17 protein-coding genes are annotated in these 22,219 nt (G+C 73.3%); 6 read left to right on the top strand and 11 right to left on the bottom strand.

From position 1 onward, the window contains the following. The first annotated feature begins 195 nt into the window (after window positions 1-195). Window positions 196-1,629 (top strand): PP2C family protein-serine/threonine phosphatase, encoded by a 1,434-nt coding sequence (locus tag ACF073_RS31460; RefSeq protein WP_392074824.1) that lies wholly within the window; start codon window positions 196-198, stop codon window positions 1,627-1,629. 123 nt (window positions 1,630-1,752) lie between these two features. Here the strand turns inward: ACF073_RS31460 and ACF073_RS31455 are convergent, their stop codons facing one another. Next, window positions 1,753-3,249, bottom strand: coding sequence for a hypothetical protein (locus ACF073_RS31455; RefSeq protein WP_392074823.1), 1,497 nt, complete (start codon window positions 3,247-3,249; stop codon window positions 1,753-1,755). Between the two features lie 332 nt (window positions 3,250-3,581). Here ACF073_RS31455 and ACF073_RS31450 point away from each other — a divergent pair, with 332 nt between their 5' ends. After that, window positions 3,582-4,733 carry an aminoglycoside phosphotransferase family protein gene (locus tag ACF073_RS31450; protein ID WP_392074822.1) on the top strand — a complete coding sequence of 384 codons (1,152 nt, stop codon included), beginning with the start codon at window positions 3,582-3,584 and terminating at the stop codon, window positions 4,731-4,733. Between the two features lie 273 nt (window positions 4,734-5,006). After that, a complete protein-coding gene (locus ACF073_RS31445) occupies window positions 5,007-6,980 on the top strand; it encodes an N-acetylmuramoyl-L-alanine amidase (RefSeq protein ID WP_392074821.1) in 1,974 nt (657 codons plus the stop codon). A 16-nt stretch (window positions 6,981-6,996) separates the two neighbouring features. Here the strand turns inward: ACF073_RS31445 and ACF073_RS31440 are convergent, their stop codons facing one another. From ACF073_RS31440 to ACF073_RS31400, 9 genes are all read right to left on the bottom strand, one after another. Next, a complete protein-coding gene (locus ACF073_RS31440) occupies window positions 6,997-7,494 on the bottom strand; it encodes a hypothetical protein (protein ID WP_392074820.1) in 498 nt (165 codons plus the stop codon). A 58-nt stretch (window positions 7,495-7,552) separates the two neighbouring features. Next, complete coding sequence (locus ACF073_RS31435) at window positions 7,553-8,983, bottom strand: tannase/feruloyl esterase family alpha/beta hydrolase (RefSeq protein ID WP_392074819.1); 1,431 nt, start codon at window positions 8,981-8,983, stop codon at window positions 7,553-7,555. A 139-nt stretch (window positions 8,984-9,122) separates the two neighbouring features. Continuing rightward, the gene (locus tag ACF073_RS31430) at window positions 9,123-10,379 is read right to left on the bottom strand and encodes an alpha/beta hydrolase family esterase (protein ID WP_392074818.1); all 1,257 of its coding nucleotides are present in this window, start codon (window positions 10,377-10,379) and stop codon (window positions 9,123-9,125) included. A gap of 172 nt (window positions 10,380-10,551) precedes the next feature. Beyond that, on the bottom strand, window positions 10,552-11,475 hold the full coding sequence (locus ACF073_RS31425) for a universal stress protein (RefSeq protein WP_392074817.1): 924 nt from the start codon (window positions 11,473-11,475) through the stop codon (window positions 10,552-10,554). Window positions 11,476-11,627: 152 nt separating this feature from the next. Then, window positions 11,628-11,870, bottom strand: coding sequence for a DUF397 domain-containing protein (locus tag ACF073_RS31420; protein WP_392074816.1), 243 nt, complete (start codon window positions 11,868-11,870; stop codon window positions 11,628-11,630). Window positions 11,871-11,987: 117 nt separating this feature from the next. Further along, on the bottom strand, window positions 11,988-13,154 hold the full coding sequence (locus ACF073_RS31415; protein ID WP_392074815.1) for a thiolase domain-containing protein: 1,167 nt from the start codon (window positions 13,152-13,154) through the stop codon (window positions 11,988-11,990). Further along, entirely contained in the window at window positions 13,151-14,221 is a 1,071-nt protein-coding gene (locus ACF073_RS31410) for a thiolase domain-containing protein (RefSeq protein WP_392074814.1), read from the bottom strand. The genes ACF073_RS31415 and ACF073_RS31410 overlap by 4 nt, the downstream gene beginning before the upstream one ends. Continuing rightward, a complete protein-coding gene (locus ACF073_RS31405; protein ID WP_392074813.1) occupies window positions 14,218-15,159 on the bottom strand; it encodes a Zn-ribbon domain-containing OB-fold protein in 942 nt (313 codons plus the stop codon). Before ACF073_RS31405 ends, ACF073_RS31410 begins: the two co-directional genes overlap by 4 nt. A 15-nt stretch (window positions 15,160-15,174) precedes the next feature. Further along, the gene (locus tag ACF073_RS31400) at window positions 15,175-15,975 is read right to left on the bottom strand and encodes a crotonase/enoyl-CoA hydratase family protein (RefSeq protein WP_392074812.1); all 801 of its coding nucleotides are present in this window, start codon (window positions 15,973-15,975) and stop codon (window positions 15,175-15,177) included. Between the two features lie 187 nt (window positions 15,976-16,162). Between ACF073_RS31400 and ACF073_RS31395 the strand changes: the two genes are divergently transcribed. After that, a complete protein-coding gene (locus tag ACF073_RS31395) occupies window positions 16,163-17,782 on the top strand; it encodes an acyl-CoA synthetase (protein ID WP_392074811.1) in 1,620 nt (539 codons plus the stop codon). 151 nt (window positions 17,783-17,933) lie between these two features. After that, complete coding sequence (locus ACF073_RS31390; RefSeq protein WP_392074810.1) at window positions 17,934-19,697, top strand: sulfatase; 1,764 nt, start codon at window positions 17,934-17,936, stop codon at window positions 19,695-19,697. Window positions 19,698-19,702: 5 nt separating this feature from the next. Here ACF073_RS31390 and ACF073_RS31385 read toward each other — a convergent pair whose 3' ends face one another. After that, window positions 19,703-20,539, bottom strand: coding sequence for an alpha/beta fold hydrolase (locus tag ACF073_RS31385; protein ID WP_392074809.1), 837 nt, complete (start codon window positions 20,537-20,539; stop codon window positions 19,703-19,705). A gap of 190 nt (window positions 20,540-20,729) precedes the next feature. Here ACF073_RS31385 and paaK point away from each other — a divergent pair, with 190 nt between their 5' ends. After that, complete coding sequence (gene paaK, locus ACF073_RS31380; RefSeq protein WP_392074808.1) at window positions 20,730-22,034, top strand: phenylacetate--CoA ligase PaaK; 1,305 nt, start codon at window positions 20,730-20,732, stop codon at window positions 22,032-22,034. Window positions 22,035-22,219 lie beyond the last annotated feature (185 nt).

Below are 22,219 nucleotides of genomic sequence, written 5' to 3'. Positions count from 1 at the left end.
CCTCGTACGACTTGACCGCTACGACACGTACGTCATCCGTATCTCCGGATCGCTCCGGGAAGACTCTGGCATATGCCTGAAGCACCACCGTATCGTGTGTTGCCAAATCCCTTACAGCGCGTCGCGGGCTGTGCCAAAGTCGTAATGGTCCCCGTCGTTCCCGCCGTACCGTCCCTCCCCCATTCGGAGTGCGTCATGCCGTCCCCAGTCTCCGCGGACCGCCCAGCCGCCCAGCCGCCCGGACGCGGCTCGGTCGAGGCGTTGATAACGCAGACGCGGCGGCTCAAGGGAGACGTGAACGCGGTACGGCGGGACACCCGGAGCGACGGTTCGGACCCCCAGGAACGCTGGCAGCGCGCCCTGTGTGATCTCGCCCTGCACCAACTGGACGACCTGGACACCCACTTGGCCCAGCTGCGGGAGGGCCCGCCGCCCGCGCCCGCCGGGTCAGCCGAGCCGGCCGCCGTCCGCCCCGCGCCGGCCGCCGTCCCCCGCGGTTCGCTGCTCAGCCGGGTCGGCAGCGCCGAGTGGAACCTGCTCACGGACGAGGCCACCTGGTCCGGCGAGCTGTACCAGATCCTCGGCATCGACCCGGACCGCCCCGCCCTCACCCTGGACGAACTGCCCAGCCTCGTCCTGGACGAGGACCGGCCGAAGCTCACCGCGATGGTCACGGACTGCCTGGTCGACGCCAAGCCGATCGACGGCGAGTTCCGTGTCGTACGGCCCGAGGGCACCCTGCGGACCGTGCACATGATGGGCGAACCCGTGCTCGGCGCCGACGGCGGCACGGCCTCCATGTGGGCCGTGCTCCGCGACGTCAGCGAACTGCGCCGCAATCAGCGGACGGTGTGCGAGACCCGTGACTCGCTGCACCACCACCGCCGGCAGGAGCAGACCGAGCACCGGCTCGCGGCAGAGCTGCAGGAAGCCGTGCTACCGCCATGGCGCGGCTCCCTGCGGCTCCCGCACGAGGGGGCACGGGCGACCCTGGACCTGGCCGCCCACCGCCTCCCCGCCGCGACGGCCACCCCGATCGGCGGGGACTGGTACGACGCGCTGGAACTGCCCGACGGCCAGACCCTGCTCAGCGTCGGCGACCTCACCGGACAGGGCGTGACCGTCGCCTCCGGCATGGCGATGCTGCTCGGCGCCGTACGCGGCATGGCCATGGCCGGGACAGCGCCCGGCCAGTTGCTGGCCATGCTGAACCAGTTGCTCGACGCCACCGTGCAGCCCGCCCTCGGCAGCGCCGTCTGCTGCCGCTACCGGCCCGAGACCCGCTCCCTGGTCTGGGCGCAGGCGGGACACCCCGCCCCGCTGCTGTACCGCGACGGGACGGGGCGCACGCTGGACACACCCGACGGCGTCCTCCTCGGCGCCTCCTCGGGCGCCGCCTACGGGGAGTCCGAGGTCACCCTGGCCCCGGGCGACCTGCTCCTCCTGCACACCGACGGGCTGATGTCGGGCCACAGCAGGTCGGCGGCCGTGGACCGGCTCATCGGCCTCGCCCCACGGTTCGGCGCGGCGCGCACCGCGCAGGACTGTGTGCGCACGGTCGTCGAGGAGTTCGGCGGCGCCGGGCGCGAGGACGACGCGTGTGTGCTCGTCGCCAAGGTCACCGGGTGACGGTCACCGGATGACCGGCCAGGTCACCGGATGACCGGTCGGGCATGGCCGAGCAGGGCACCGCGCAGCCGTCCCGCCGGGCCGTGCTGACGGGTCCGCCGGAGCGGACAGCGCACAGGCCCCCTATGCCTGGGCGCTGTTGCCGTCCGACTTGGCCCTCGGCTTGGGCAGGGCGAGCCTGATCTCCTCCCGCAGCTCGTGGATCTTCGGGTACCCGGCGTACTCGGCGGTCAGCCGGTACATCTGCCGCAGCCGGTCCCAGGTGCGACGGGAGGAGTTCGAACCCATCGACATCAGGGCCAGCCGGGCGTAGCGATCGGCCTGTTCGGGGTCGTCGGCGATGAAGCAGGCCGACGCCATGGACAGATGGTCGAAGATCTTCGACCGCTCCCGTCCGTCCACGCGCAGGGCCAGGGCCTTCTCCGCGTAGTACTGGGCGTGCACGGCCTCGCCCGGGTCGAACTCCGCCAGGGTGCGGTAGGCGAGCGCCTGCATGCCGTACAGATCCTCGTCCTTGAAGGTCTGCATCCAGTCCGGCGTCTCCACGTCCTGCCATTCGGAGACGAAGAGGTCCTCCGCCTGACCGAGCGTGCGGCGCATCGCCCGGCCCTTGCCCATCGACGCCTGCGCCCAGGCCTCGATGGTGTGGAACATCGCCTTCGTGCGCGGCTGCAGCCGGCCGCCGGAACCGGACTGGGCGAGCTTCATCAGGTCCAGGGCGTCGCCGGGGCGGCCGAGGTGCACCATCTGCCGGGCCGCCCGGGACAGCGCCTCACCGGCGCGCGGCCGGTCACCGCCCTCGCGGGCGGCGTGGGCGGCGATGACGAAGTACTTCTGCGCCGTGGGTTCCAGGCCGACGTCGTGCGACATCCAGCCGGCGAGGACGGCGAGGTTGGCCGCGACGCCCCACAGGCGCCGCTGGAGGTGGGGAGGATGGTGATAGGCGAGCATGCCGCCCACCTCGTTGAGCTGGCCCACGACCGCCTTGCGCTGCAGCCCGCCGCCACGGGCCGCGTCCCAGGCGCGGAACACTTCGACCGAGCGCTCCAGCTCCTCGATCTCCTGAGAGCCGATGGGGGCCGCCTCGTACCGGTCGAATCCGGCGGGGTCGGCGTGCAGGGGGTCGTCGAGTACAGGGGCGTCGGCCTTCAGGGCCGGGTCGGTGTGCAGCCAGTCGTGCATGGCGCTGCTGAGTGTGGATCCCGCGGCGAGCGCGGCACCCGCACCCACCAAGCCGCGTCGGTTGAGCATGAGGTCCATTCCCGTGAATTCGGTGAGGACCGCGGCGGTCCGTTCGGGCGCCCACGGCACTCCGTCGGGATGTTCCTCGATCCCGTCGGCCTGCCGTTTCCCCGTACGCCCGTGCCGCACCAGACCGAGGTCCTCAATGGTCACGACACGGCCGAGACGCTCGGTGAACAGGGCCGCCAGCACCCGCGGCACGGGATCGCGCGGGATCTCTCCCATGTCGATCCACCGCCGCACCCGGGAGGTGTCGGTCGCCAGCTGGGGGTGGCCCATGGCCCCCGCCTGCCGGTTGACCAGTCTCGCGAGTTCGCCCTTCGACCAGCCGGCCAGGCCGAACAGGTCCGTCAGGCGGGTGTTGGGTTGTCCGCTCACGTCAAGCCCCCAGGTTCTCGGCTGAGTTGACAGTAGCCCCGTGGGAGTTGCCGGGCGACTATTCGCCACGGTTCGCCAGGGTGCGCCAGATGGTGTGCCACTGGGCATCGGGTGTCAGGTAGGAACGAGCCACCCCGGCCCGGTCGCCACCTCCCTGTGACGGCCATCCGGTCGCATATGTCGGGCACATTCCCCAGGATGTGCCCGGCTGACCGGGCCGGGTGGGCGCACGCTCTGGAAACCACGCTCACGGGGCACGCCCCGCGAGCAAGGGTTCGGAGCGCGGACGTACAGGCAGGCACAGCAGGCACACGAAGGGATCTGTTTCTCCCATGTACGCAGCATCGTCCTCCGTGTCCGCCCCGCCCCGGCCGCTGCGCTCCCGCCCGGCGGGCGGCGGGCCGTACCTCGACCCGGCGGCGCGTCCGGGCGGGCCCGTGCTGGGCGCGGGCCGGGCCCGGCGGCTACCGGGCCAGCCCGGGACCCAACCGCTCAGCGGAAGGCTGGACTTGTCCGGCCCCCAGGGCGCGCAGCTGCGCGCCGCGCTCGCCTCGGTGCACCGGATCTGCCCGGAGTTCGCTCCGGTGCAGGTCCTGCGGCGCAGCGGACGGTCCGTCCTCCTCGTCGGGACGACAGGGCGCAGCACGGCCGTCGCCAAGTGTCTCCTCGACCACTCGCCCGCCTGGGCGGAGGGGAGCCGCCACGAAATAGCCGCATACCGCTCGTTCGTCCGGCACCGGCCGCCGGTCCGGGTGCCGAGGCTGATCGCGGCGGACCCGGACAACTGCACACTGGTGATCGAGCGGATGCCGGGCCGGACGGCGTCGCTCCAGCGGCATCCGACGGACGCACCGCCCCGCGCCGACATCCGGACCGCGCTCGGTGCGATCTGCCGGGTGAACGCCTGGCGGCCCCCGGCCGGCACCTTCGACATGCCGCTGGACTACGCGGCCCGGATCTCCCGGTACCACGAACTGGGTCTGCTCACCGACCGGGACCTCGGCGACCTGCAGAAGCTGCTGCACGGCATCGCCCACGAGGTGGGCCGGCACGGCATGCTCCAGTTCTGCCACGGCGACGCCCTGCTCTCGAACATCCTGCTCTCACCGGCCGGTCCAGTGCTGGTGGACTGGGAGCACGCGGGCTGGTACCTGCCGGGGTACGACCTGGCGACGCTGTGGCTGGTCCTCGGGGACGCGCCGATGGCCCGGCGGCAGATCAGCCAGATCGCCCAGTCCGCCGGCCCGGCCTCCCGGGACGCCTTCCTGGTGAACCTGATGCTCCTGCTGACCCGCGAGATCCGTACGTACGAGACGGCCGTGCAGCGTTCGATGCACGAAACGGCCCCGGCGGCACCGGGCACGGGCACGGCCCACCCGGGCGCTGCGCCGTCCGGCGAGGAACAGCGGCTGCTGCTCAGGCGGCTGCACGACGACTGTCAGATGGCCCGCAGGGCCGTGCGTGCGGCGGTCGGCACTCGCTGACGGGGACGACGGCTCCGCGGTGTGCCCTGAGCGGCGGCGCACCGCGGACCTTCGTGTCCGTGCCCGCAACTCCGGCGCCGGGCGCGGTCACTGGTGTACGCCAGTGACGCCGCGCAGGCCCGCGCGCCTTGGCGGCGAAACTCGCCGAAACCCCCGTGACATGGGAAATCGCCGTCCTGACGGCATCATTGACGGATCGTCGGCAAGCCGGTACCACAGACCCAGCTCGGCGCCGCACGCCCCGCCACGCTCCGCCCGTCACAGGAGGCCGCATTGCGAGGATCCGCCACCGACCCCACGTCCCCTTCCGGCCCCAGACATCTGCGGCGAACCGCCGTTCCGCTCGCCTCGGCGGCCCTGCTGCTGCCCCTGCTCGGCGCGGCCCCGGCCCACACCGGGCCGGCCACGGATTCCACGCACCGGCTCCAGGAGGCGTTCGCCGCAGCGGCGGCCGACTACCACGTGCCGCAGAGCGTGCTGCTGGCCGTCTCCTATCTCCAGTCCCGCTGGGACTGGCACGGCGGAGCGCCGAGTGTGACCGGCGGCTACGGCCCGATGCACCTCACCGACGCCAGGACCGCGATCGCCACCGCCGAGCACTTCGCCGGGGGCTCCGAGGACGCCCGCGGCGACACCGCGCGTGCCGCCCTGCACCCCACGGTCGAGGCACCGGCCGAGTCTGCGGTCCCGGCGCGGCTGAAGACGCTGCCGCGGGCCGCCGAGCTGACCGGCATCCCGGCCGCCGAGCTGCGCACGGACCCCGCGGCGAACGTGGCCGGCGGCGCCGCCCTGCTCGCCGCCGCGCAGAAGCAGCTCGGTGAGAACCTGAGCGCCGACCCGGCCGACTGGTACGGCGCGGTGGCCAGGTTCTCCGGGGCCGACGACACGGCGACCGCCGCCGCGTACGCCGACGACGTGTACGACGTGCTGCGCACGGGCGAGGAACGCACCACGGACGGCGGCCAGCTGATGGCCCTGGCCGCCCAGCCGCGGCTGACGGCGGACACCGCCCAGCTGAAGCGGGCCGGTCTGCGTACGCTGCCCACCGACGGCACCGAATGCCCGAGGTCGGTGTCCTGCGAGTCGGTCCCGGCGCCCTACGCGGAGTTCGGGGACAACGACTACGGAAACCACGACCTGGGCGACCGCCCGGCGTCCCAGAGCGTCAAGTACATCGTCATCCATGACACGGAGGGCACCTGGGACGGCGTCCTGAACCTGGTCCAGGACCCCACCTATGTGTCGTGGAACTACACGATCCGCTCGACCGACGGTCTGATCGCCCAGCACGTCAAGGCGAAGGACGTGGCCTGGCACGCGGGCAACTGGTACATCAACGCCAAGTCGATCGGCATCGAGCACGAGGGCTTCCTCGCCGAGCCGGACGCCTGGTACACGGAGGCGATGTACCGGTCGTCGGCTCGGCTGGTGAAGTACCTGAGCCGGACGTACCGGATCCCGCTGGACCGGCAGCACATCCTGGGCCACGACAACGTCCCCGGCCCGACCGCCTCCACCGTTCCGGGCATGCACACGGACCCGGGCCCGTACTGGGACTGGCGGCACTACTTCCAGCTGCTGGGCCACCCGTTCCGGCGCACGGCCGGCGCGCACTCGGGAGCGGTGACGATCCTGCCGGACTACGCCGCGAACCAGCCCGTCTACACCGGCTGCACCACCAAGGGTGAGCCCTGCGCCGCGCACGGCTCCAGCGAGGTGCGGCTGTACTCGGACCACGATGTGAACGCCCCGCTGATCAAGGACATCGGCCTGGGGACGGCCCCGACCGACGGGGTGAACGACCTGTCCTCGCGGGTCTCCACCGGCCAGCAGTACGCGGTCGCCGACCGCTGGGGCGACTGGACGGCCGTCTGGTACCTCGGGCAGAAGGCATGGTTCCGCAATCCCCGGAAGGAACCGGCGGCGGTACCGGCGAAGACCCTCGTGGTGACCCCGCGCGACGGCCTGGCGAGCGTCCCGGTGTACGGCCGGGCCTATCCGGAGAAGGCGGCCTATCCCGCGGACGTCCCCGCCCAGTCGGTGGTGCCGCTGCCCTACACCGTCCCGGCCGGGCAGAGGTACGTGGTCGGTGACGCGGTGCCCGGCGAGTACTACTACGCGGTCACCTTCACCACCGACTCGCACCGGGTGGTGGCGGGCAAGGACCTGTACTACGAGATCCAGTACGGCCACCGGGTCGGGTTCGTCCGGGCCGCGGACGTGGTGCTGGAGCGCTCGGCGCGCTAGCGGCGCACGCGGTGTCTCAGCCCTGCTGGAAAAGCTCCGCCGGGAGCGGCTTCAGCAGGGCGTACAGGTCGTCCGTGATGGGGCGGTCCCAGGCGGCGATGGTCACCAGGACGCCGTCGCTGCGGTCGAACTGGACGCAGGAGATCCGGCTCTCGGAGAGCTTCAGCCGCCGCACGATGAGGAGGTTGTCGCCCTGGAGCACCGGAGTGTCCTCGGTGCCGACCACGGTGATCTCTTCGTCGTTCTCCAGCGCCAGCAGCAGCTGGCCCACCTCGAAGGGGATCTCGCCCTCGGCGACGTCCCGGGCCGGGGAGCCCTCCGGGAGATTGCCGATGATCATGGCGGGGCCGCGTCCGCCGAACAGGTCGTAGCGCAGGAAGACACCCTGGCAGGTGCCGTCGGGGGCGGGCAGCAGGCCCGCGCCGAGATTGCCCGGCCAGTCGCCCGGGTCCATGGCCAGCACGTCGAAGTCGGGTCCGGCAGGGGTCGCGCTGCGGCGGCGGAGGAACGACATGCGGCCATGGTACGTGTCCGGGCTCCGGTGGGTGACTCGCGGGCACCCGAAAGATCGTCTACCGGAGAGGGCACTCGGCGAGCAGCTCGGCGGGGTCCGCGCCGGCCGGGCGCGCGACCGTACGGTCGGCGGGCGGGCGGCCCGCTCCGGCGATCCAGCGTTCCAGGGCGGTGAAGGCGGACCGGTGGCACGGCACCATCGGGCGGAGCCTGTCGGGGAAGGCGTCGGCCAGCGAGTCGGTGTGGGTGCCGTCCTCGATGCGGTAGTAGCGCAGCAGGGAGCCGCGGCCGGCCCGGTGGACCATGCCGGCGTAGACGTCGGAGTCCACGCTGATCGGCAGCAGCACGTCGAGGGTGCCCTGGAGGGTGATCAGGGGCTTGCCGATTCGGCCGGTCAGGGCGATGCGGCCGACCGCCCGGCGGACGGCGTCGGGGCGGGCCGGGTAGGCGTAGTCGGCGTCGCAGGCCGGGGTGCCGGGGGTGCAGAACGGGGTGCCGGCCTCGGCGTCGCCGTCGTAGCCGGGGTCGAGTTCCTCGCGGTAGATGCGCTGGGTGAGGTCCCAGTAGACCTGGTGGTGGTACGGCCACAGGAACGCGGAGCCGGCCGGGAAGCCCGCGCGGTGCAGGGCCGCCGCCGCCTCGGTGGCACCGGGTCCGCCGGCGGCCCAGACGGGGTAGTGGCGCAGCGCGGCCGGCAGGAAGGTGAGCGGGTTGGGGCCGTCGGTGCGCCAGAGGGTGCCCTCCCAGTCGACTCCGCCGTCGTACAGCTCGGGGTGGTGCTCCAGCTGCCAGCGCACCAGGTAACCGCCGTTGGAGATGCCGGTGGCGAGGGTGCGGGCCGGGGGCCGGTGGTAGCGCTGGGTGACGACGGTGCGGGCGGCGCGGGTGAGCTGGGTGAGGCGGGTGTTCCATTCGGCGATGGCGTCGCCGGGGCGGCGGCCGTCGCGGTAGAAGGCGGTGCCGGTGTTGCCCTTGTCGGTGGCGGCGTAGGCGTAGCCGCGGGCGAGCACCCAGTCGGCGATGGCCCGGTCGTTCGCGTACTGCTCCCGGTTGCCCGGGGTTCCGGCGACCACCAGGCCGCCGTTCCAGTGGTCGGGCAGCCGGAGGACGAACTGGGAGTCGTGGTGCCAGCCGTGGTTGGTGTTGCCGGCGGAGGTGTCCGGGAAGTAGCCGTCGATCTGGATGCCGGGGACGCCTGCGGGCGTGGGCAGGGCCTTGGGGGTGAGTCCCGCGTAGTCGGCCGGGTCGGTGTGGCCGGAGGCCACGGTGCCGGCGGTGGTCAGCTCGTCCAGGCAGTCGGCCCGTTGGTGTGCGGCGCCGGGCACCTGGAGCCGGGCCCGGCCGGCGCAGTGGGCGTCCGGTGCTCGCGAGCCGGCGGGTGCCGCCGCGGCCGGGGTGGCCAGGAGCGTGCAGACGGTCGCCAGCGCGAGCGCGCCGAGGCGGGTACGGCGGACCGGTCGGCCGGGCGGTGGGGTGCGGTGGGGTGGCATGGGATTCCTCCGGCAGGTGGGGACGCGCTGGAGGTTAGGGGTGCTGTGGTGGCTTCGGACATGTGTGGGGCCGCCATGATGATGGCCCGTTCGGGGGCGTCTGCCACCATGGCGGCCCGATGGGTCGGCTGACCCGCTGTCAGGGGCAGCCGCCGTCGGCGAGGGTGAAGTAGCCGGCGGGCGTCTCTTTCAGGGTGTGGGTGACGAACGTGTTGTACAGGCCCATGTTCTGGTGCGAGCCGACGGCGTAGGCGTAGCCGCCGCCGGTGGTGGCGCGTCCCGCCCGCACCTGGGCGTAGTTGCTCGCCGTCCAGCAGGCGGCGGGGGCCGGGTCGCCGGGGCCGGGGTCACCGGGGTCCGGTGTGCCGGGGCCTGAGGTGTCCAGGCCGAAGAACCGGGCGATCCAGCGGCTGGAGCAGATCGAGTCGAGGAAGTACGGGGCGCCGGTGGCCCCGCACTGCTCGGCGCCGCCGCCGGGGTCGACGGGGGTGCCGTGGCCGATGCCGGGGACGCGGTCGACCTCTACGGCGACCGTGCCGTCGGCGGCCAGGTACTGGTCCTGCCGGGTGGCGTTCGGCCCGATGGCCGTCGTGCGGGTGGGTGTCTGGGTCAGGCCGTGCAGGGCCGTCCACTGGTCGCGCAGTTCGGAGGCGGCGCGGGGGACGACGGTGGTGTCCTGGTCGCCGTACCAGATGGCGGCGCGCGGCCATGGCCCGGTGTACGCCGGGTAGGCGTCCCGCACCCGCTGGGCCCAGTCGGCCGGGCTCAGGTCGACGCCCGGGTTCATGCAGAGGTAGGGGCTGTTGTCCCGGGTGCAGTCGTAGGGCAGGCCGGCGACGACCGCGCCGGCGGAGAAGACGTCGGGGTAGGCGGCGAGCATGACCGCGGTCATGGCGCCGCCGGCGGACAGGCCGGTGACGTAGACGCGCCGCGGGTCGGCCCCGTAGCCGCTGACGGCGTGGCTCACCATCTGCCGGACGGACAGGGCCTCGCCCTGGCCGCGCCGGTTGTCGCCGGCCTGGAACCAGTTGAAGCACTTGCTCGGGTTGTTGGCGGTGCCGGTCTCCGCGAGGACCAGCAGGAAGCCGTCGCGGTCGGCGAGTTGCGGCAGCCCGGAGTTGTCGGCGTAGACCTGCGCGCTCTGGGTGCAGCCGTGCAGGGCCACGACCACCGGCGGGTGGGCCGGCAGGGCGGCGGGCCGGTACACGTACATGGTCAGGGCGCCCGGGTTGGCCCCGAAGTCGCTCACCTCGGTGAGCGTGACGGAGGCGCGGGCGGCGGGCGCGGGACCGGCGAGGACGGTGCCGAGGACGACGGCGAGGACGGCGAGCAGGCGGAGCACCGCACGGGCGTGCGGGGGCGCCCCGGGTGACTTGCCGGACGCGGGCTGTGGCATGACGGCTCCTTCGGAGGACACACGGGCCCAGGCCGCCCCCTGTGGGAGGGGGGCCGGCGCTGGGAGTGGCGGAACCATAGGTTCGGGTGTGTCCGGGCACCATGGCGCCGCGCACCACAGCCTGCTGAGGGTGAGTCGGCACCGCGGGCATTGCGGAGCACCGCGCGGTCTGCTACGCCGACGTGTCCTCGGCCTCGTTCTCCGGCGGGGCCGGCGGCACCACCGCGACCGGGCTCGCCGCGTGCAGCAGGACGGCCTGGGTGACGGAGCCCATCATGCGGGCCGGGGAGAGCAGCCGCCGCCGGTGCCGGCCGACGACGACCAGGTCGGCGTCCTTGGAGGCGGCGACCAGGCGGCCGGCCGCGTCGCCGGGCAGCGCCTCGGCGTCGGCGCGGATCCCGGGGTGCCGCTCGCGGTGCGGGGCGAGGAAGCCGTCGGCCAGGATGCGGGTCTCGCCCTCCACGGCGACCTGGTCGACCAGGGGCGGAACCACCTGGCCCGGTGCGGACCAGGTCTGCAACGGCCAGGGATAGGCGGCGATCACCTGGAGCCGGGCGCCGCGCAGGGCGGCCTCGGCGAAGGCGAAGGCGAGCACGCCGTCGTCGGGGCTGTCGACGTGCACGCCGACGACGACCCGGGGCCCCGGTTCGGCGGGCCCGTCCCCGTGCACCTCCCGGCCGGGCGGGGGCACGACGACCACCGGGCACTCGGCGTCCCGGGCGGCGGCGAGGCCGTTGGAGCCCAGCAGCAGGCTGGCGAAGCCGCCGCGCCCCCGGGAGCCGAGCACCAACAGCTGGGCGTCGCGGCCCAGTTCGGGCAGTACGGCGCCCGGTACACCTTCCAGGGCGACGTACTCCACGGCCGGCTCGTCCGCGCGGCCCGCGATCCGGTCGCGCACCTCGTCGAGGACCGGGTCGCCCTGCGCGTCGGGCGGCCCGGCGACCAGCACGTCGGCCTGGCCCCAGGCCGCGTACTGCCGTACGTGCACCACGCGCAGCGGTGCCGCGCGGCGATGTGCGGCGTCCAGGGCCCAGTCCAGGGCGCGCAGACTGTCCGCGGAACCGTCGACCGCGGCGATGACCGGCGCAGCGCTCATCCTTTTCCTCACCTCCGGAACACGACCTTCCCCTTGCTGGGGCCAGCCTCGCTCAGAGGCGGGCCCCACGGGGTGCTGTTGATCGCGTGTCCGGAAATCGGGTCGGAACACCCCCGGTTCAGGTGAGGTTCCGGTGCGGCTCCCGGAGGGCTTCAGGTGAGGTCGAACTCGCCCTCGCGCGCGCCGGAGACGAAGGCGCCCCACTCCGCGGGGGTGAAGATCAGGGAAGGACTCTCCGGCCGTTCGCTGTTGCGCATCGCGATGAAGCCTTCGATGAAGGCGATCTGGACGTCGCCCAGACCTCGGCTGCTGGACTGCCACTCGGCCCTGCTGAGGTCCAGCTCCGGCTTGTCCCAGCCCGCGAGCGGGTGCTGCTGGGTGATGCTCTCGGCCACGTCCGTGCTCCTCCCGGTTCGTCGTCCGCGGCTCAGCCTAGCGACCGGTCGCTACGGCGGACAGGGCACGCGGGGACGATCTTGCGGGAGTCCGGCCGGGCCCGCGCGGCCGGTCCGTCAGGAGTCGGGGGGCTCGGCGCCCACGAGCCACATGGAGAAGAACTGCGAGCCGCCGCCGTACGCGTGGCCGAGCACCTTGCGGGCCCGGTCCAGCTGGTGCTCTCCGGCCCGGCCGCGCACCTGGAGGGCGGCCTCGGCGAAGCGGATCATGCCGGAGGCGCCGATGGGGTTGGTGGAGAGCACCCCGCCCGACATGTTGACCGGCAGGTCCCCGTCGAGTTCGGTGACGCCGGACTCGGTGAGTTTCCAGCCCTCGCCCTCCGCGGCGAAGCCCAGGTTCTCCAGCCACATGGGCTCGTACCACGAGAACGGGACGTACATCTCGACGGCGTCGATGTCACGGCGCGGGTCGGCGATGCCGGCCTGCCGGTAGACGTCGGCGGCGCAGTCCTTGCCGGCCTGCGGGGAGACGAAGTCCTTGCCGGCGAAGAGGGTGGGTTCGCTGCGCATGGCGCCGCCGAGCAGCCAGGCGGGCGGCCGGGGCGCGCGGGCGGCTCCGGCGCGGTCGGTGAGGACCATGGCGCAGGCGCCGTCGGAGGACGGGCAGGTCTCGGAGTAGCGAATGGGGTCCCACAACATGGGTGACGCCAACACCTTCTCCAGGGTGATGTCGTGTTCGTGGAGGTGGGCGTAGGGGTTCTTCAGGGCGTTGCGCCGGTCCTTGTGGGCGACGAGCGCGCCGATGGTGTCGGGGGCGCCGCTGCGCCGCATGTAGGCGCGCACATGGGGCGCGAAGAAACCGCCCGCTCCGGCGAGCAGGGGCTGCTGGAACGGGATGGGCAGGGACAGCCCCCACATGGCGTTGGACTCGGACTGTTTTTCGAAGGCGAGTGTGAGGACCGTGCCGTGGACGCGCGCGGCGACCAGGTTGGCGGCGACGAGCGCGGTGGACCCGCCGACGGAGCCGGCGGTGTGCACCCGCAGCATGGGCTTGCCGACCGCGCCGAGGGCGTCGGCGAGGTACAGCTCGGGCATCATCACGCCCTCGAAGAAGTCGGGGGCCTTGCCGATGACGACGGCGTCGATGTCGGCCCACGTCAACTCGGCGTCGTCGAGGGCCCGTCGGGCGGCCTCGCGGACGAGTCCGGCGATCGACACGTCCCGGCGGGCGGCGACGTGCTTGGTCTGGCCGATCCCTGTCACGGCCACGGGCTCCTTGCTCATCGGGGATCCCCTTCGAGTACGGCGACCAGGTTCTGCTGCAGGCAGGGGCCGGAGGTGGCGTGGGCGAGGGCGCGGTCGGAGGCGCCGCGGTGGATGCGGGCGGCGGCCTCGCCGATGCGGATGAGTCCGGCGGCCATGACCGGGTTGGCGGCGAGGGCACCGCCGGAGGGGTTGACGCGCACGCTGTCGTCCAGCCGGAGGGCCCGGCGCAGGACGACCTCCTGCGCACTGAACGGGGCGTGCAACTCGGCGGTGTCGACGGGCCGTTCGAAGGCGCCCGCGCGTTCGGCGGCGAGCCGGGCCGAGGGCGAGTCGGTGAGGTCGCGCACGCCCAGGGAGTGGGCCTCGATGCGGTGGTCGATGCCCCGGATCCAGGCGGGCCGCTCGCACAGCTCACGGGCCCGCTCCCCCGCCGCGAGGATCACGGCCGCCGCGCCGTCGCCGACCGGCGGGCAGTCGCCGGTGCGCAGCGGCCGTACGACGTAGTCGCCCTGCGGCGCCGGGCCCTGGAGTCGGGCGTGCGGGTGCGCGGCGGCGTCGGCGCGGCTGCGGGCGCCGATGGCGGCGAGGGCCGGTTCACCGGTGTCCCCGGCGTCGATGAGGGCCTGCGCCTGGAGGGCGGCGAGGGCGACCGCGTCGGGCCACAGCGGGGCGACGTAGTAGGGGTCGAGCTGGCGGGTGAGCACATCGCGGACCGAGCCCGGCGAGCACTTGCCGTAGGAGTAGACGAGCGCGGTGTCGGCGTCCCCGGTGAGCAGCTTGGTCCAGGCCTCGTACAGCGCCCAGGCGCCGTCCATCTCGACGTGCGACTCGGAGATCGGCGGCCAGGCGCCGACGCCGTCGAGGGCGAGGGTGAAGGAGAAGGCGCGGCCGGCGAGGTAGTCGCTGGAGCCGGAGCAGGTGAAGCCGATGTCGGCGGCCTTCAGGCCGGTCCGCGCCAGGACCTCGTGCAGCACCGGCATGAGCATCTCGACCTCGGAGGACTCCTCGGCGGAGCGCCGGGGGTCGGTCCGCGCGAAGGCGACGACGGCGATGTCCCGGGGACCGGGGGCTTCCTCGCTGGTCACAGCAGCTCCTTGTACGTGTCGTAGTCCGCGTCCGGTTCGCCGGTCGGCCGGTAGTGGTCGGGGTAGCGGGCGCCCTCGGTCCACACCGGCTCCACGCGCAGGCCCATGCGCACCTGGTCGTAGGGGATGCCGCCGATCCGGGCGTGCAGGGCGAGGTCGGCGCCGTCCAGGGCGATGTGGGCGTAGACGTACGGGACCTCGATGTCGAGGTTCTTCGCCTTGATGTTGACGATGCAGTAGGTGGTGACGGTGCCCCGGGGCCCCACTTCGACCTGTTCGGCCGTGGCCACCCCACATGTGGGGCACGCACCCCTCGGGGGGACGTACACCTTGCGGCAGGCGGGGCAGCGCTCGCCGACGGTCCGCCGGTCGGCGAGGGCGCCGATGTAGGCGGACTGGGCGCGGCCGGGCGAGTAGGTGTAGTCGAGCCGGGCGGGGGCGACGATCCCGGTGAGCGGGTCCGCGAAGACGCCGGTGTGGCCGCCCGGCCGGCCCGGTGCGCCGTCGTACGGCTCGAAGCAGGCGATGTCGGTGATGGCGCCGGTGCGCTCGGCCGCCCAGCGGACGCGCACCCGCATGCCGGTCCGCACGGCGTCGGGGCCGGGGGCGTCGAGGGCGTGCAGCAGGGCGGTGTCGGCGCCGTCGAGCCGGATCAGGGCCCAGGCGAAGGGGGTGGCCAGGGGCTGGCCGCGGCGGGGGGCGTGGTTCCACGCCCAGGTGGTGACCGTCCCGGTGGGGGCGACCTCCACCAGGTCGCGGATCTCGTCGGCGGTGACGGGGTCGTACTCGACCGGGGGGACCAGGACGCGGCCGTCGGTGGTGCGCACGCCGAGGACGACGCGTTCGCGCAGGCCGGTGAGGAAGGCGCTCTGGACGGGGCCGAGGGAGCGGGTGAAGGGGAACTCGACGACGAGTGGCGCGGAGAGGACTTCGGGCATCGGGGGCTCCTCGGGTCAGGCGCGCTTGTAGACGGGGGGCCGCTTCTCGGTGAAGGCGCGGGCGCCCTCCTTGGCGTCGGCGGTGTCGAAGACGGGCCAGCCGCGGGTGAGTTCGGCGGCGAGCCCGTCGGTCTCGGTCAGTTCGGCGGTCTCGTAGACGGACGCCTTGACGGCCTCGACGGCGAGCGGGCCGCAGGCGTTGACCTGTTCGGCGATCTCCAGGGCCTTGGCGAGGGCGGTGCCGTCGGGGACGACGTGTCCGATCAGGCCGATGGCGGCGGCCTCCCGGGCGCTGTAGGGGCGTCCGGTGAGCAGCATCTCCAGGGCGTGGGTGCGCGGGATCTGGCGCTGGAGGCGGACGGTGGAGCCGCCGATCGGGAACAGGCCGCGCCGCACCTCGAACAGGCCGAAGGTCGCGGACTCGCCCGCGACCCGGATGTCGGTGCCCTGGAGGATCTCGGTGCCGCCGGCCACGCAGTGGCCTTCGACGGCGGCGATCACCGGTTTGCGGGGGCGATGGTGGCGCAGCATCGCCTTCCAGTGCAGATCGGGGTCGGCCTTGAGCCGGTCGCGGTGCTCCTGTCCCCGCATGCGGTCGCCGGCCAGGGCCTTGAGGTCCATGCCGGCGCAGAACGCGCCGCCCGCCCCGGTGAGCACGATCGAGCGGACCGTGTCGTCCGCGTCGGCTTCGAGCCACCCGTCGTACAGGCCGACGAGCATGGCCAGTGAGAGTGCGTTCCTTGCTTCGGGCCGGTCGAGCGTGAGTACCAGCGTGGCACCTTCGCGCCGCACGGTGAGGTGTTCCGTCCCAGCCATGGCCATCTCCCCTCGGTCAGAACGAGAACAGGTTGCAGGAGGCGAGTGGGCACTTCAAGGGTTTTCTGACAGTCAGTCAGATTTATTGGCGCGGACCCTTCCCAGTTGCGGCGCCCTTTGCTCTGATGACCGGCGAACCGACGCATGCGCCTCTCTTCGCCAGGGCTGCCGGGGTCAGGAGGAAGCGGTGGAGTACAACCTTGCCGACCTGTTCGAGTCGGTCGTCGACGTGGTCGCGGACCGTGAGGCGCTCGTGTATCTCGACCATCCCGGCACCGGCCGGGAGCGCCGGCTGACGTACGCCGAGCTGGACGCCGCCGCCAATCGCATCGCGCACCATCTGATCGACAGCGGCCTGCGGCCTGGCGAGCACCTCGGCCTCCATCTGTACAACGGGGTCGAGTACCTGCAGACGGTACTGGCCTGCCTGAAGGCGAGGGTCGTCCCGGTCAACGTCAACTACCGCTATGTCGAAGAGGAGTTGGTGTACCTCTACCGGGACGCGGACCTGGCCGCGCTGGTCTTCGACGGGGAGTTCGAGGACCGGGTGGCGGGGGCGCTGCCGCATGCGCCGAAGCTGCGGCTGCTGCTGCGGGTGGGTACGCCGGCCGCCGAGGCGGTGCCCGGGGCGGTGCCGTTCGCCGCGGCGGAGGCCGCCGGTTCGCCCGCGCGCGGCTTTCCCCCGCGCTCCGGGGACGACCTGTTCATCGTCTACACCGGCGGCACGACGGGCATGCCCAAGGGCGTGATGTGGCGACAGGAGGATCTGTTCTTCGCCGGTCTCGGCGGCGGTGCGCCGACCGGGGAGCCGGTCAAGGCGCCGGAGGAACTGGCCGAGCGGGTCGCGGCGGGGGGCTCCGGGATCACCTTCTTCCCCACTCCCCCGCTGATGCACGGCACGTCGACGCTGACCGCGTTCATCGGCTTCAACTTCGGCCAACGCGTGGTCCTGCACCGCAAGTTCGTGCCGGAGGAGGTGCTGCGGACCGTGGAGCGGGAGAAGGTCACCAGCATGTCGCTGGTCGGGGACGCGATGCTCCGGCCGCTGATCGACGCGCTGACCGGACCGCTGAAGGGAACGGACTGCTCGGCCCTGTTCAGCGTCTCCTCCTCGGGCGCCGTCATGTCGGAGACGGTGCGCCGGCAGTTCCGCGAGCTGGTGCCGAACGCCCTGCTGCTGAACAATTTCGGCTCCTCCGAGTCCGGTTTCAACGGCACCGCGACCGAGGACTCGGGACCCGAGCGCGGCTTCCGCATCCGGGTCAACTCCCGCACCCGGGTGGTGGATCCGGCCACCTACGAGCCGGTCGCGGCCGGGGAGATCGGCCGGGTGGCGCAGTGCGGGCACGTACCGCTCGGCTACTACAACGACCGGGCGAAGACGGCCGAGACGTTCTTCGAGCGCGACGGGCTGCGCTGGGTGCTGCTGGGCGACATGGCGACGGTCGACGCGGACGGCGTCGTCACTGTCCTGGGCCGGGGCTCGCAGTGCATCAACACCGGCGGCGAGAAGGTCTACCCGGAGGAGGTCGAGCAGGCGCTCAAGGCCCATCCGGATGTGTACGACGCGCTCGTCGCCGGGGTGCCGGACCCCCGGTGGGGCAGCCATGTGGCGGCGGTGGTGCAGCTGCGCACGGGGGCGTCGCACCCCACGCTGGCCGATATCCAGGACCACTGCCGCACCCGTCTGGCCGGCTACAAGGTGCCGCGTCAGCTGGTGATCACGGAGGTCATCCAGCGGTCTCCGAGCGGCAAGGCCGACTACCGGTGGGCCCGGGAGGTGGCGGTGGCGGCCGAGCGGCCGTAGCCCTCGGGGTGTCCCACCGCCGGGGCCGTCCCCGAGGACTACTCTGTGCGCACGTCCGGGCCGCACACCGTGACGACCGGCCGGCAGCGGCCCCGGGCGCCGTGCCCGGCCCGCCGCGGCCGGCTCGGGCCCCGCACGGAAGGACCTTCGGGTGTCGCACCTCTCGCCCGGTCGGCTGCCGGACGGCTCGCCCGCACCGGACACCGGCCCTTCGACGGTCGGGGGCAGCGCCGCACCCGAGGCGCCGGCCGACCCCGCGCCCGGCCGGCGCTCCCGCGGCGCGTGGTGCCTGGCCGTGGGCGCGACCGTGCTCGCCGCCGCCCTGCTGCTGGGCGCGCTGCTGCTGCCGGACCAGCTCGACCTGCTGACCCCAGGCGCCTTCCTGCGGCTCCCCGTCGAGGGTCTGCCGCTGGCCGCCCTGCTGCTTGTGCCGCCGGCGCGGACGAGGCGGGCCTGCGCCGTCGCTGGCGGCTCGCTGATCGGACTGCTCGCCCTGCTCAAGTGCGTCGACATGGGGTTCCGCTCGGTCCTGTTCCGCCCGTTCGACCCGGTGCTCGACTGGGGTCTGCTGGGCAGCGCCGCGGACTATCTGCGGGAGACGTCCGGCCGGACCGGCGAGGTGCTCGCCACCGCCGGGGCCTGCGCTCTCGTACTCGCCGTCCCCGCCCTGACCGCGCTGGCGGCGCTCCGGCTGTCGACCGTGCTGGCCCGGCACCGGCCGCGCGCGGTCCGCGGCACCCTGGTGCTGACCACCGTCTGGCTCATCTGCCTCACCCTGGGCCTGCGGACCGGCGGCGTCCCGGTCGCCGCCACGGTCGACGCGGACCTCGTCGGCGAACGCGCCCGGCAGGTCCGTACGTCCCTCACGGACGCGCGGGTCTTCCGGCGTCAGGCCGCCCGTGACGCGTTCGCCCGCACCCCGCCCGACCGGCTGCTGACCGGCCTGCGCGGCAAGGACGTGCTGTTCACCTTCGTCGAGAGCTACGGCCGTTCGGCGATCGAGGATCCGGCGATGGCCCCGCGGATCGGCGCGGTCCTGGCGGAGGGCACCGCCGCTCTGCGGACGGCCGGGTTCGCCGCGCGCAGCGGCTGGCTGCGCTCGCCGGTGACGGGCGGCGGCAGCTGGCTGGCCCACTCGACCTTCCTGTCCGGGCTGTGGATCAGCAACCAGCAGCGGTTCCGCACCCTCACCTCCAGCGACCGGACGACCCTCACCGGCGCCTTCCGCAGGGCCGGCGCCTGGCGGACCGCCGGGATCGTGCCCGGAGTGGACAGGGCCTGGCCGGAGGGCGGGTTCTTCGGCCTCGACCACGTCTACGACAGCGCGCACCTCGGCTACCGGGGCCCGGCGTTCGGCTGGTCGCGGATGCCGGACCAGTACACCCTGGAGAGCTTCCGGAGGCTGGAGTTCGGGCGGCGCGGCCGGGGCCCGCTGATGGCGGAGATCATCCTCACCTCCAGCCATCACCCCTGGGCACCCGTGCCCCGCGCGATCGACTGGCGGAGCCTGGGCGACGGCTCGGTCTTCCACCGCTTCGCCGAGGACGGCGCGAACGGCGGGGACCGGGAAGCGGCGGTCGCGGAGGTCCGGGAGGACCCGGACAGCGTGCGCGTCGCGTACCGGGAGTCGATCGCGTACTCACTGCACAGCCTGGTCGGGTTCCTGCGGCGCTACGGCGGCGGGAACACGGTCCTGGTGTTCCTCGGCGACCACCAGCCGATCCCGGCGGTCACCGCGCACAGCCCCCTGAGGGACGTGCCGGTGACGGTCGTCGCCCGTGACCCGAAGGTGCTGGCGCGGATCTCCGGCTGGGGCTGGAGCGAGGGCCTGAAGCCGGCCGCGAACGCACCCGTCTGGCCGATGGACGCCTTCCGCGACCGCTTCCTGAGGGCGTACGGACCACGGCCGGGCTGATGCCGTCAGCGGTCGAGGAAGGCGAGCGTGCCCCGCACGAACCGCTCCGGGTCGTCCAGCCAGGGGTAGTGGGCGGCGCCCGGCTGGACCGTGCACTCGGCGTGCGGGAAGGCGGCGGCCGTGCGGCGGGCGAGGGCCGGGCGGGGACCGCCGTCGACCTCGCCCGCGTGGACGAGGACCGGCGCGGTCAGCGCGGCGAGGGCGGTCCGGGTCGCCTCCGGGGTGAAGGCGCCCTCGGCGAAGTAGCGCTCGCCCGCCTCCTCGTTGGTCTCGTCCAGCTCGGCGACGGTGTGCGCCCGGGCGGTGTCGTCCCAGCGGCCGTAGAAGAACGGCAGGACCACGTCGTCGAACTCCGCCTCGCCCGCGAGCCAGGCACGGAAGGCGGGGAACGCCTGCGCGAACCACGGTTCGTCCGCGCGCAGCAGGGCCGCGGCCAGCCGGTCCTCGGGCGTGGCCCGCATGCCGAGGGCGGACGGGTTGGGCGTGATCAGCACCAGCCGGCGTATCCGGTGCGGGTGACGGGCCGCGTAGAGCATCGCCAGGGCGGCGCCGGCGGAGTGGGCGAGCAGATCCATGTGCTCCCAGCCCATGTGTGCCCGCCACGCCTCCACGTCGTCGACCATCCGGTCACAGCGGTACGTCGCCGGGTCCGCCGGCACCGCCGAGTCACCGGTCCCCCGCAGGTCGAGCAGGGCGAGTGCGCGGTGCGCGGTCAGCCCGCCGAGGTCCCCGAGGTAGGCGGAGGCCCGCATGGGGCCGCCGGGCAGCACGGCGAGGGGCTCTCCGGTGCCGCGCAGATGGTAGGCGAGCCGGGTCCCGTCGGTCGCGGTGAAGGCAGACATGCGCTGATCATCGCGAACCGCGCCGCCCGGCCGCAACGCCATTCGAGGGGCCCCGTCCCACGGTGTCCGCCGCGCGGAAATTCCCGCAGACCCCTTGCCGGGAGGCCGAGTGGCCTGAATTACTGGCCCCGAACAGATCGACCGAATGATCGGTCGTCCGGAATGCGCGGTTGGTGAGGGAGACGTCCCCATGGCGGATGCGACGGAGCTGCTGGACGCGGGCGAACGGCTCGACCCCGAGGAACTGCGGGCGGTGCAGCTGGAGCGGCTGCGCACCTCGCTGCGGCATGCGTACGAGCACATGCCGTTCTACCGGGACACCTTCGACAAAGCCGGCGTCCGCCCCGAGGACTGCCGCTCGCTCGCCGACCTGGCCCGCTTCCCCTTCACGACCAAGGCCGACCTGCGGGCGAACTACCCGTACGGCATGTTCGCCGTACCCCGGGAGCGGATCCGCCGGCTGCACGCCTCCAGCGGCACGACGGGACGCCCCACGGTGGTCGGCTATACGGACAACGACCTTTCGGTGTGGGCCGACATGGTGGCCCGGTCGATCCGGGCGGCCGGCGGCCGGCCGGGCGATGTCGTCCATGTGGCGTACGGCTACGGGCTGTTCACCGGTGGCCTGGGCGCCCACTACGGCGCCGAGCGCCTGGGCTGTACGGTCGTCCCGGCGTCCGGCGGCATGACGGCCCGGCAGGTGCAGCTGATCCAGGATCTGGAGCCGTCCGTCATCATGGTGACGCCCTCCTACATGCTCACGCTGCTGGACGAGTTCGAGCGGCAGGGGGTGGATCCGCGCACCACCTCGCTGCGGGTGGGCGTGTTCGGGGCCGAGCCGTGGACCGAGCAGATGCGGCGCGAGATCGAGGAGCGGTTCGCGATCGACGCCGTCGACATCTACGGGCTGTCCGAGGTGATCGGTCCGGGTGTGGCCCAGGAGTGCGCGGAGACCAAGGACGGCCTCCATGTGTGGGAGGACCACTTCTATCCGGAGATCGTGGATCCGATCACCGGCGAGGTACTGCCGGACGGCGAGCCGGGCGAGCTGGTGTTCACCTCGCTGACCAAGGAGGCCATGCCGGTCATCCGGTACCGGACGCGCGATCTGACGCGGCTGCTGCCCGGTACGGCCCGGGTGTTCCGGCGGATGGAGAAGATCACCGGGCGCAGTGACGACATGGTGATCCTGCGCGGGGTCAACCTCTTCCCCACTCAGATCGAGGAGATCGTGCTGCGCACGCCCGGCGTGGCCCCGCACTTCCAGCTGCGGCTCACCCGGGAGGGCCGCATGGACGCCCTGACCGTGCGGGCCGAGGCCCGCCCTGACGCGTCACCGGAGGCGCGTCAGGCGGCATCCCGGGCCATCGTCGCCGCGGTCAAGGACGGCATCGGGGTGTCGGTCGACGTGGAGATCGTGGAACCGGAGTCGCTGGAGCGGTCGGTGGGCAAGATCCGCCGGATCGTGGACCTGCGATCGCGGGCCGAGGGGTAGGAGCACGCCGCCGCGGGGGCGGGCGCGGGTGCGGGTGCGGGTGCGAGTCCAGGTGCGGTGGCGCGGGCTCTGGCCCTGCTCCTGGCTTCGGCTTCGGCTTCGGCTTCGGCTTCGGCAGGGAGTGGATGCGACGCCCATCGGCCCGATCGGACGCGGGCCGGCCCGGTCCGGTCCGCACTGACCCG

Source organism: Streptomyces sp. NPDC015171, assembly GCF_043079545.1.
Classification (GTDB): Bacteria; Actinomycetota; Actinomycetes; order Streptomycetales; family Streptomycetaceae; genus Streptomyces.
The sequence above is the reverse complement of the archived record's forward strand: the minus strand, read 5'-3'. Positions and strand labels throughout refer to the sequence as shown.

Excerpts from the sequence above, each read along its gene's own strand:
- ACF073_RS31435 (WP_392074819.1), bottom strand. The coding sequence starts at position 8,983 with ATGCCACCCCACCGCACCCCACCGCCCGGCCGACCGGTCCGCCGTACC.
- ACF073_RS31405 (WP_392074813.1), bottom strand. The coding sequence starts at position 15,159 with ATGCCCGAAGTCCTCTCCGCGCCACTCGTCGTCGAGTTCCCCTTCACC.
- ACF073_RS31460 (WP_392074824.1), top strand. The coding sequence starts at position 196 with ATGCCGTCCCCAGTCTCCGCGGACCGCCCAGCCGCCCAGCCGCCCGGA.
- ACF073_RS31450 (WP_392074822.1), top strand. The coding sequence starts at position 3,582 with ATGTACGCAGCATCGTCCTCCGTGTCCGCCCCGCCCCGGCCGCTGCGC.
- ACF073_RS31400 (WP_392074812.1), bottom strand. The coding sequence starts at position 15,975 with ATGGCTGGGACGGAACACCTCACCGTGCGGCGCGAAGGTGCCACGCTG.
- ACF073_RS31415 (WP_392074815.1), bottom strand. The coding sequence starts at position 13,154 with ATGAGCAAGGAGCCCGTGGCCGTGACAGGGATCGGCCAGACCAAGCAC.
- ACF073_RS31385 (WP_392074809.1), bottom strand. The coding sequence starts at position 20,539 with ATGTCTGCCTTCACCGCGACCGACGGGACCCGGCTCGCCTACCATCTG.
- ACF073_RS31440 (WP_392074820.1), bottom strand. The coding sequence starts at position 7,494 with ATGTCGTTCCTCCGCCGCCGCAGCGCGACCCCTGCCGGACCCGACTTC.
- paaK (WP_392074808.1), top strand. The coding sequence starts at position 20,730 with ATGGCGGATGCGACGGAGCTGCTGGACGCGGGCGAACGGCTCGACCCC.
- ACF073_RS31425 (WP_392074817.1), bottom strand. The coding sequence starts at position 11,475 with ATGAGCGCTGCGCCGGTCATCGCCGCGGTCGACGGTTCCGCGGACAGT.
- ACF073_RS31430 (WP_392074818.1), bottom strand. The coding sequence starts at position 10,379 with ATGCCACAGCCCGCGTCCGGCAAGTCACCCGGGGCGCCCCCGCACGCC.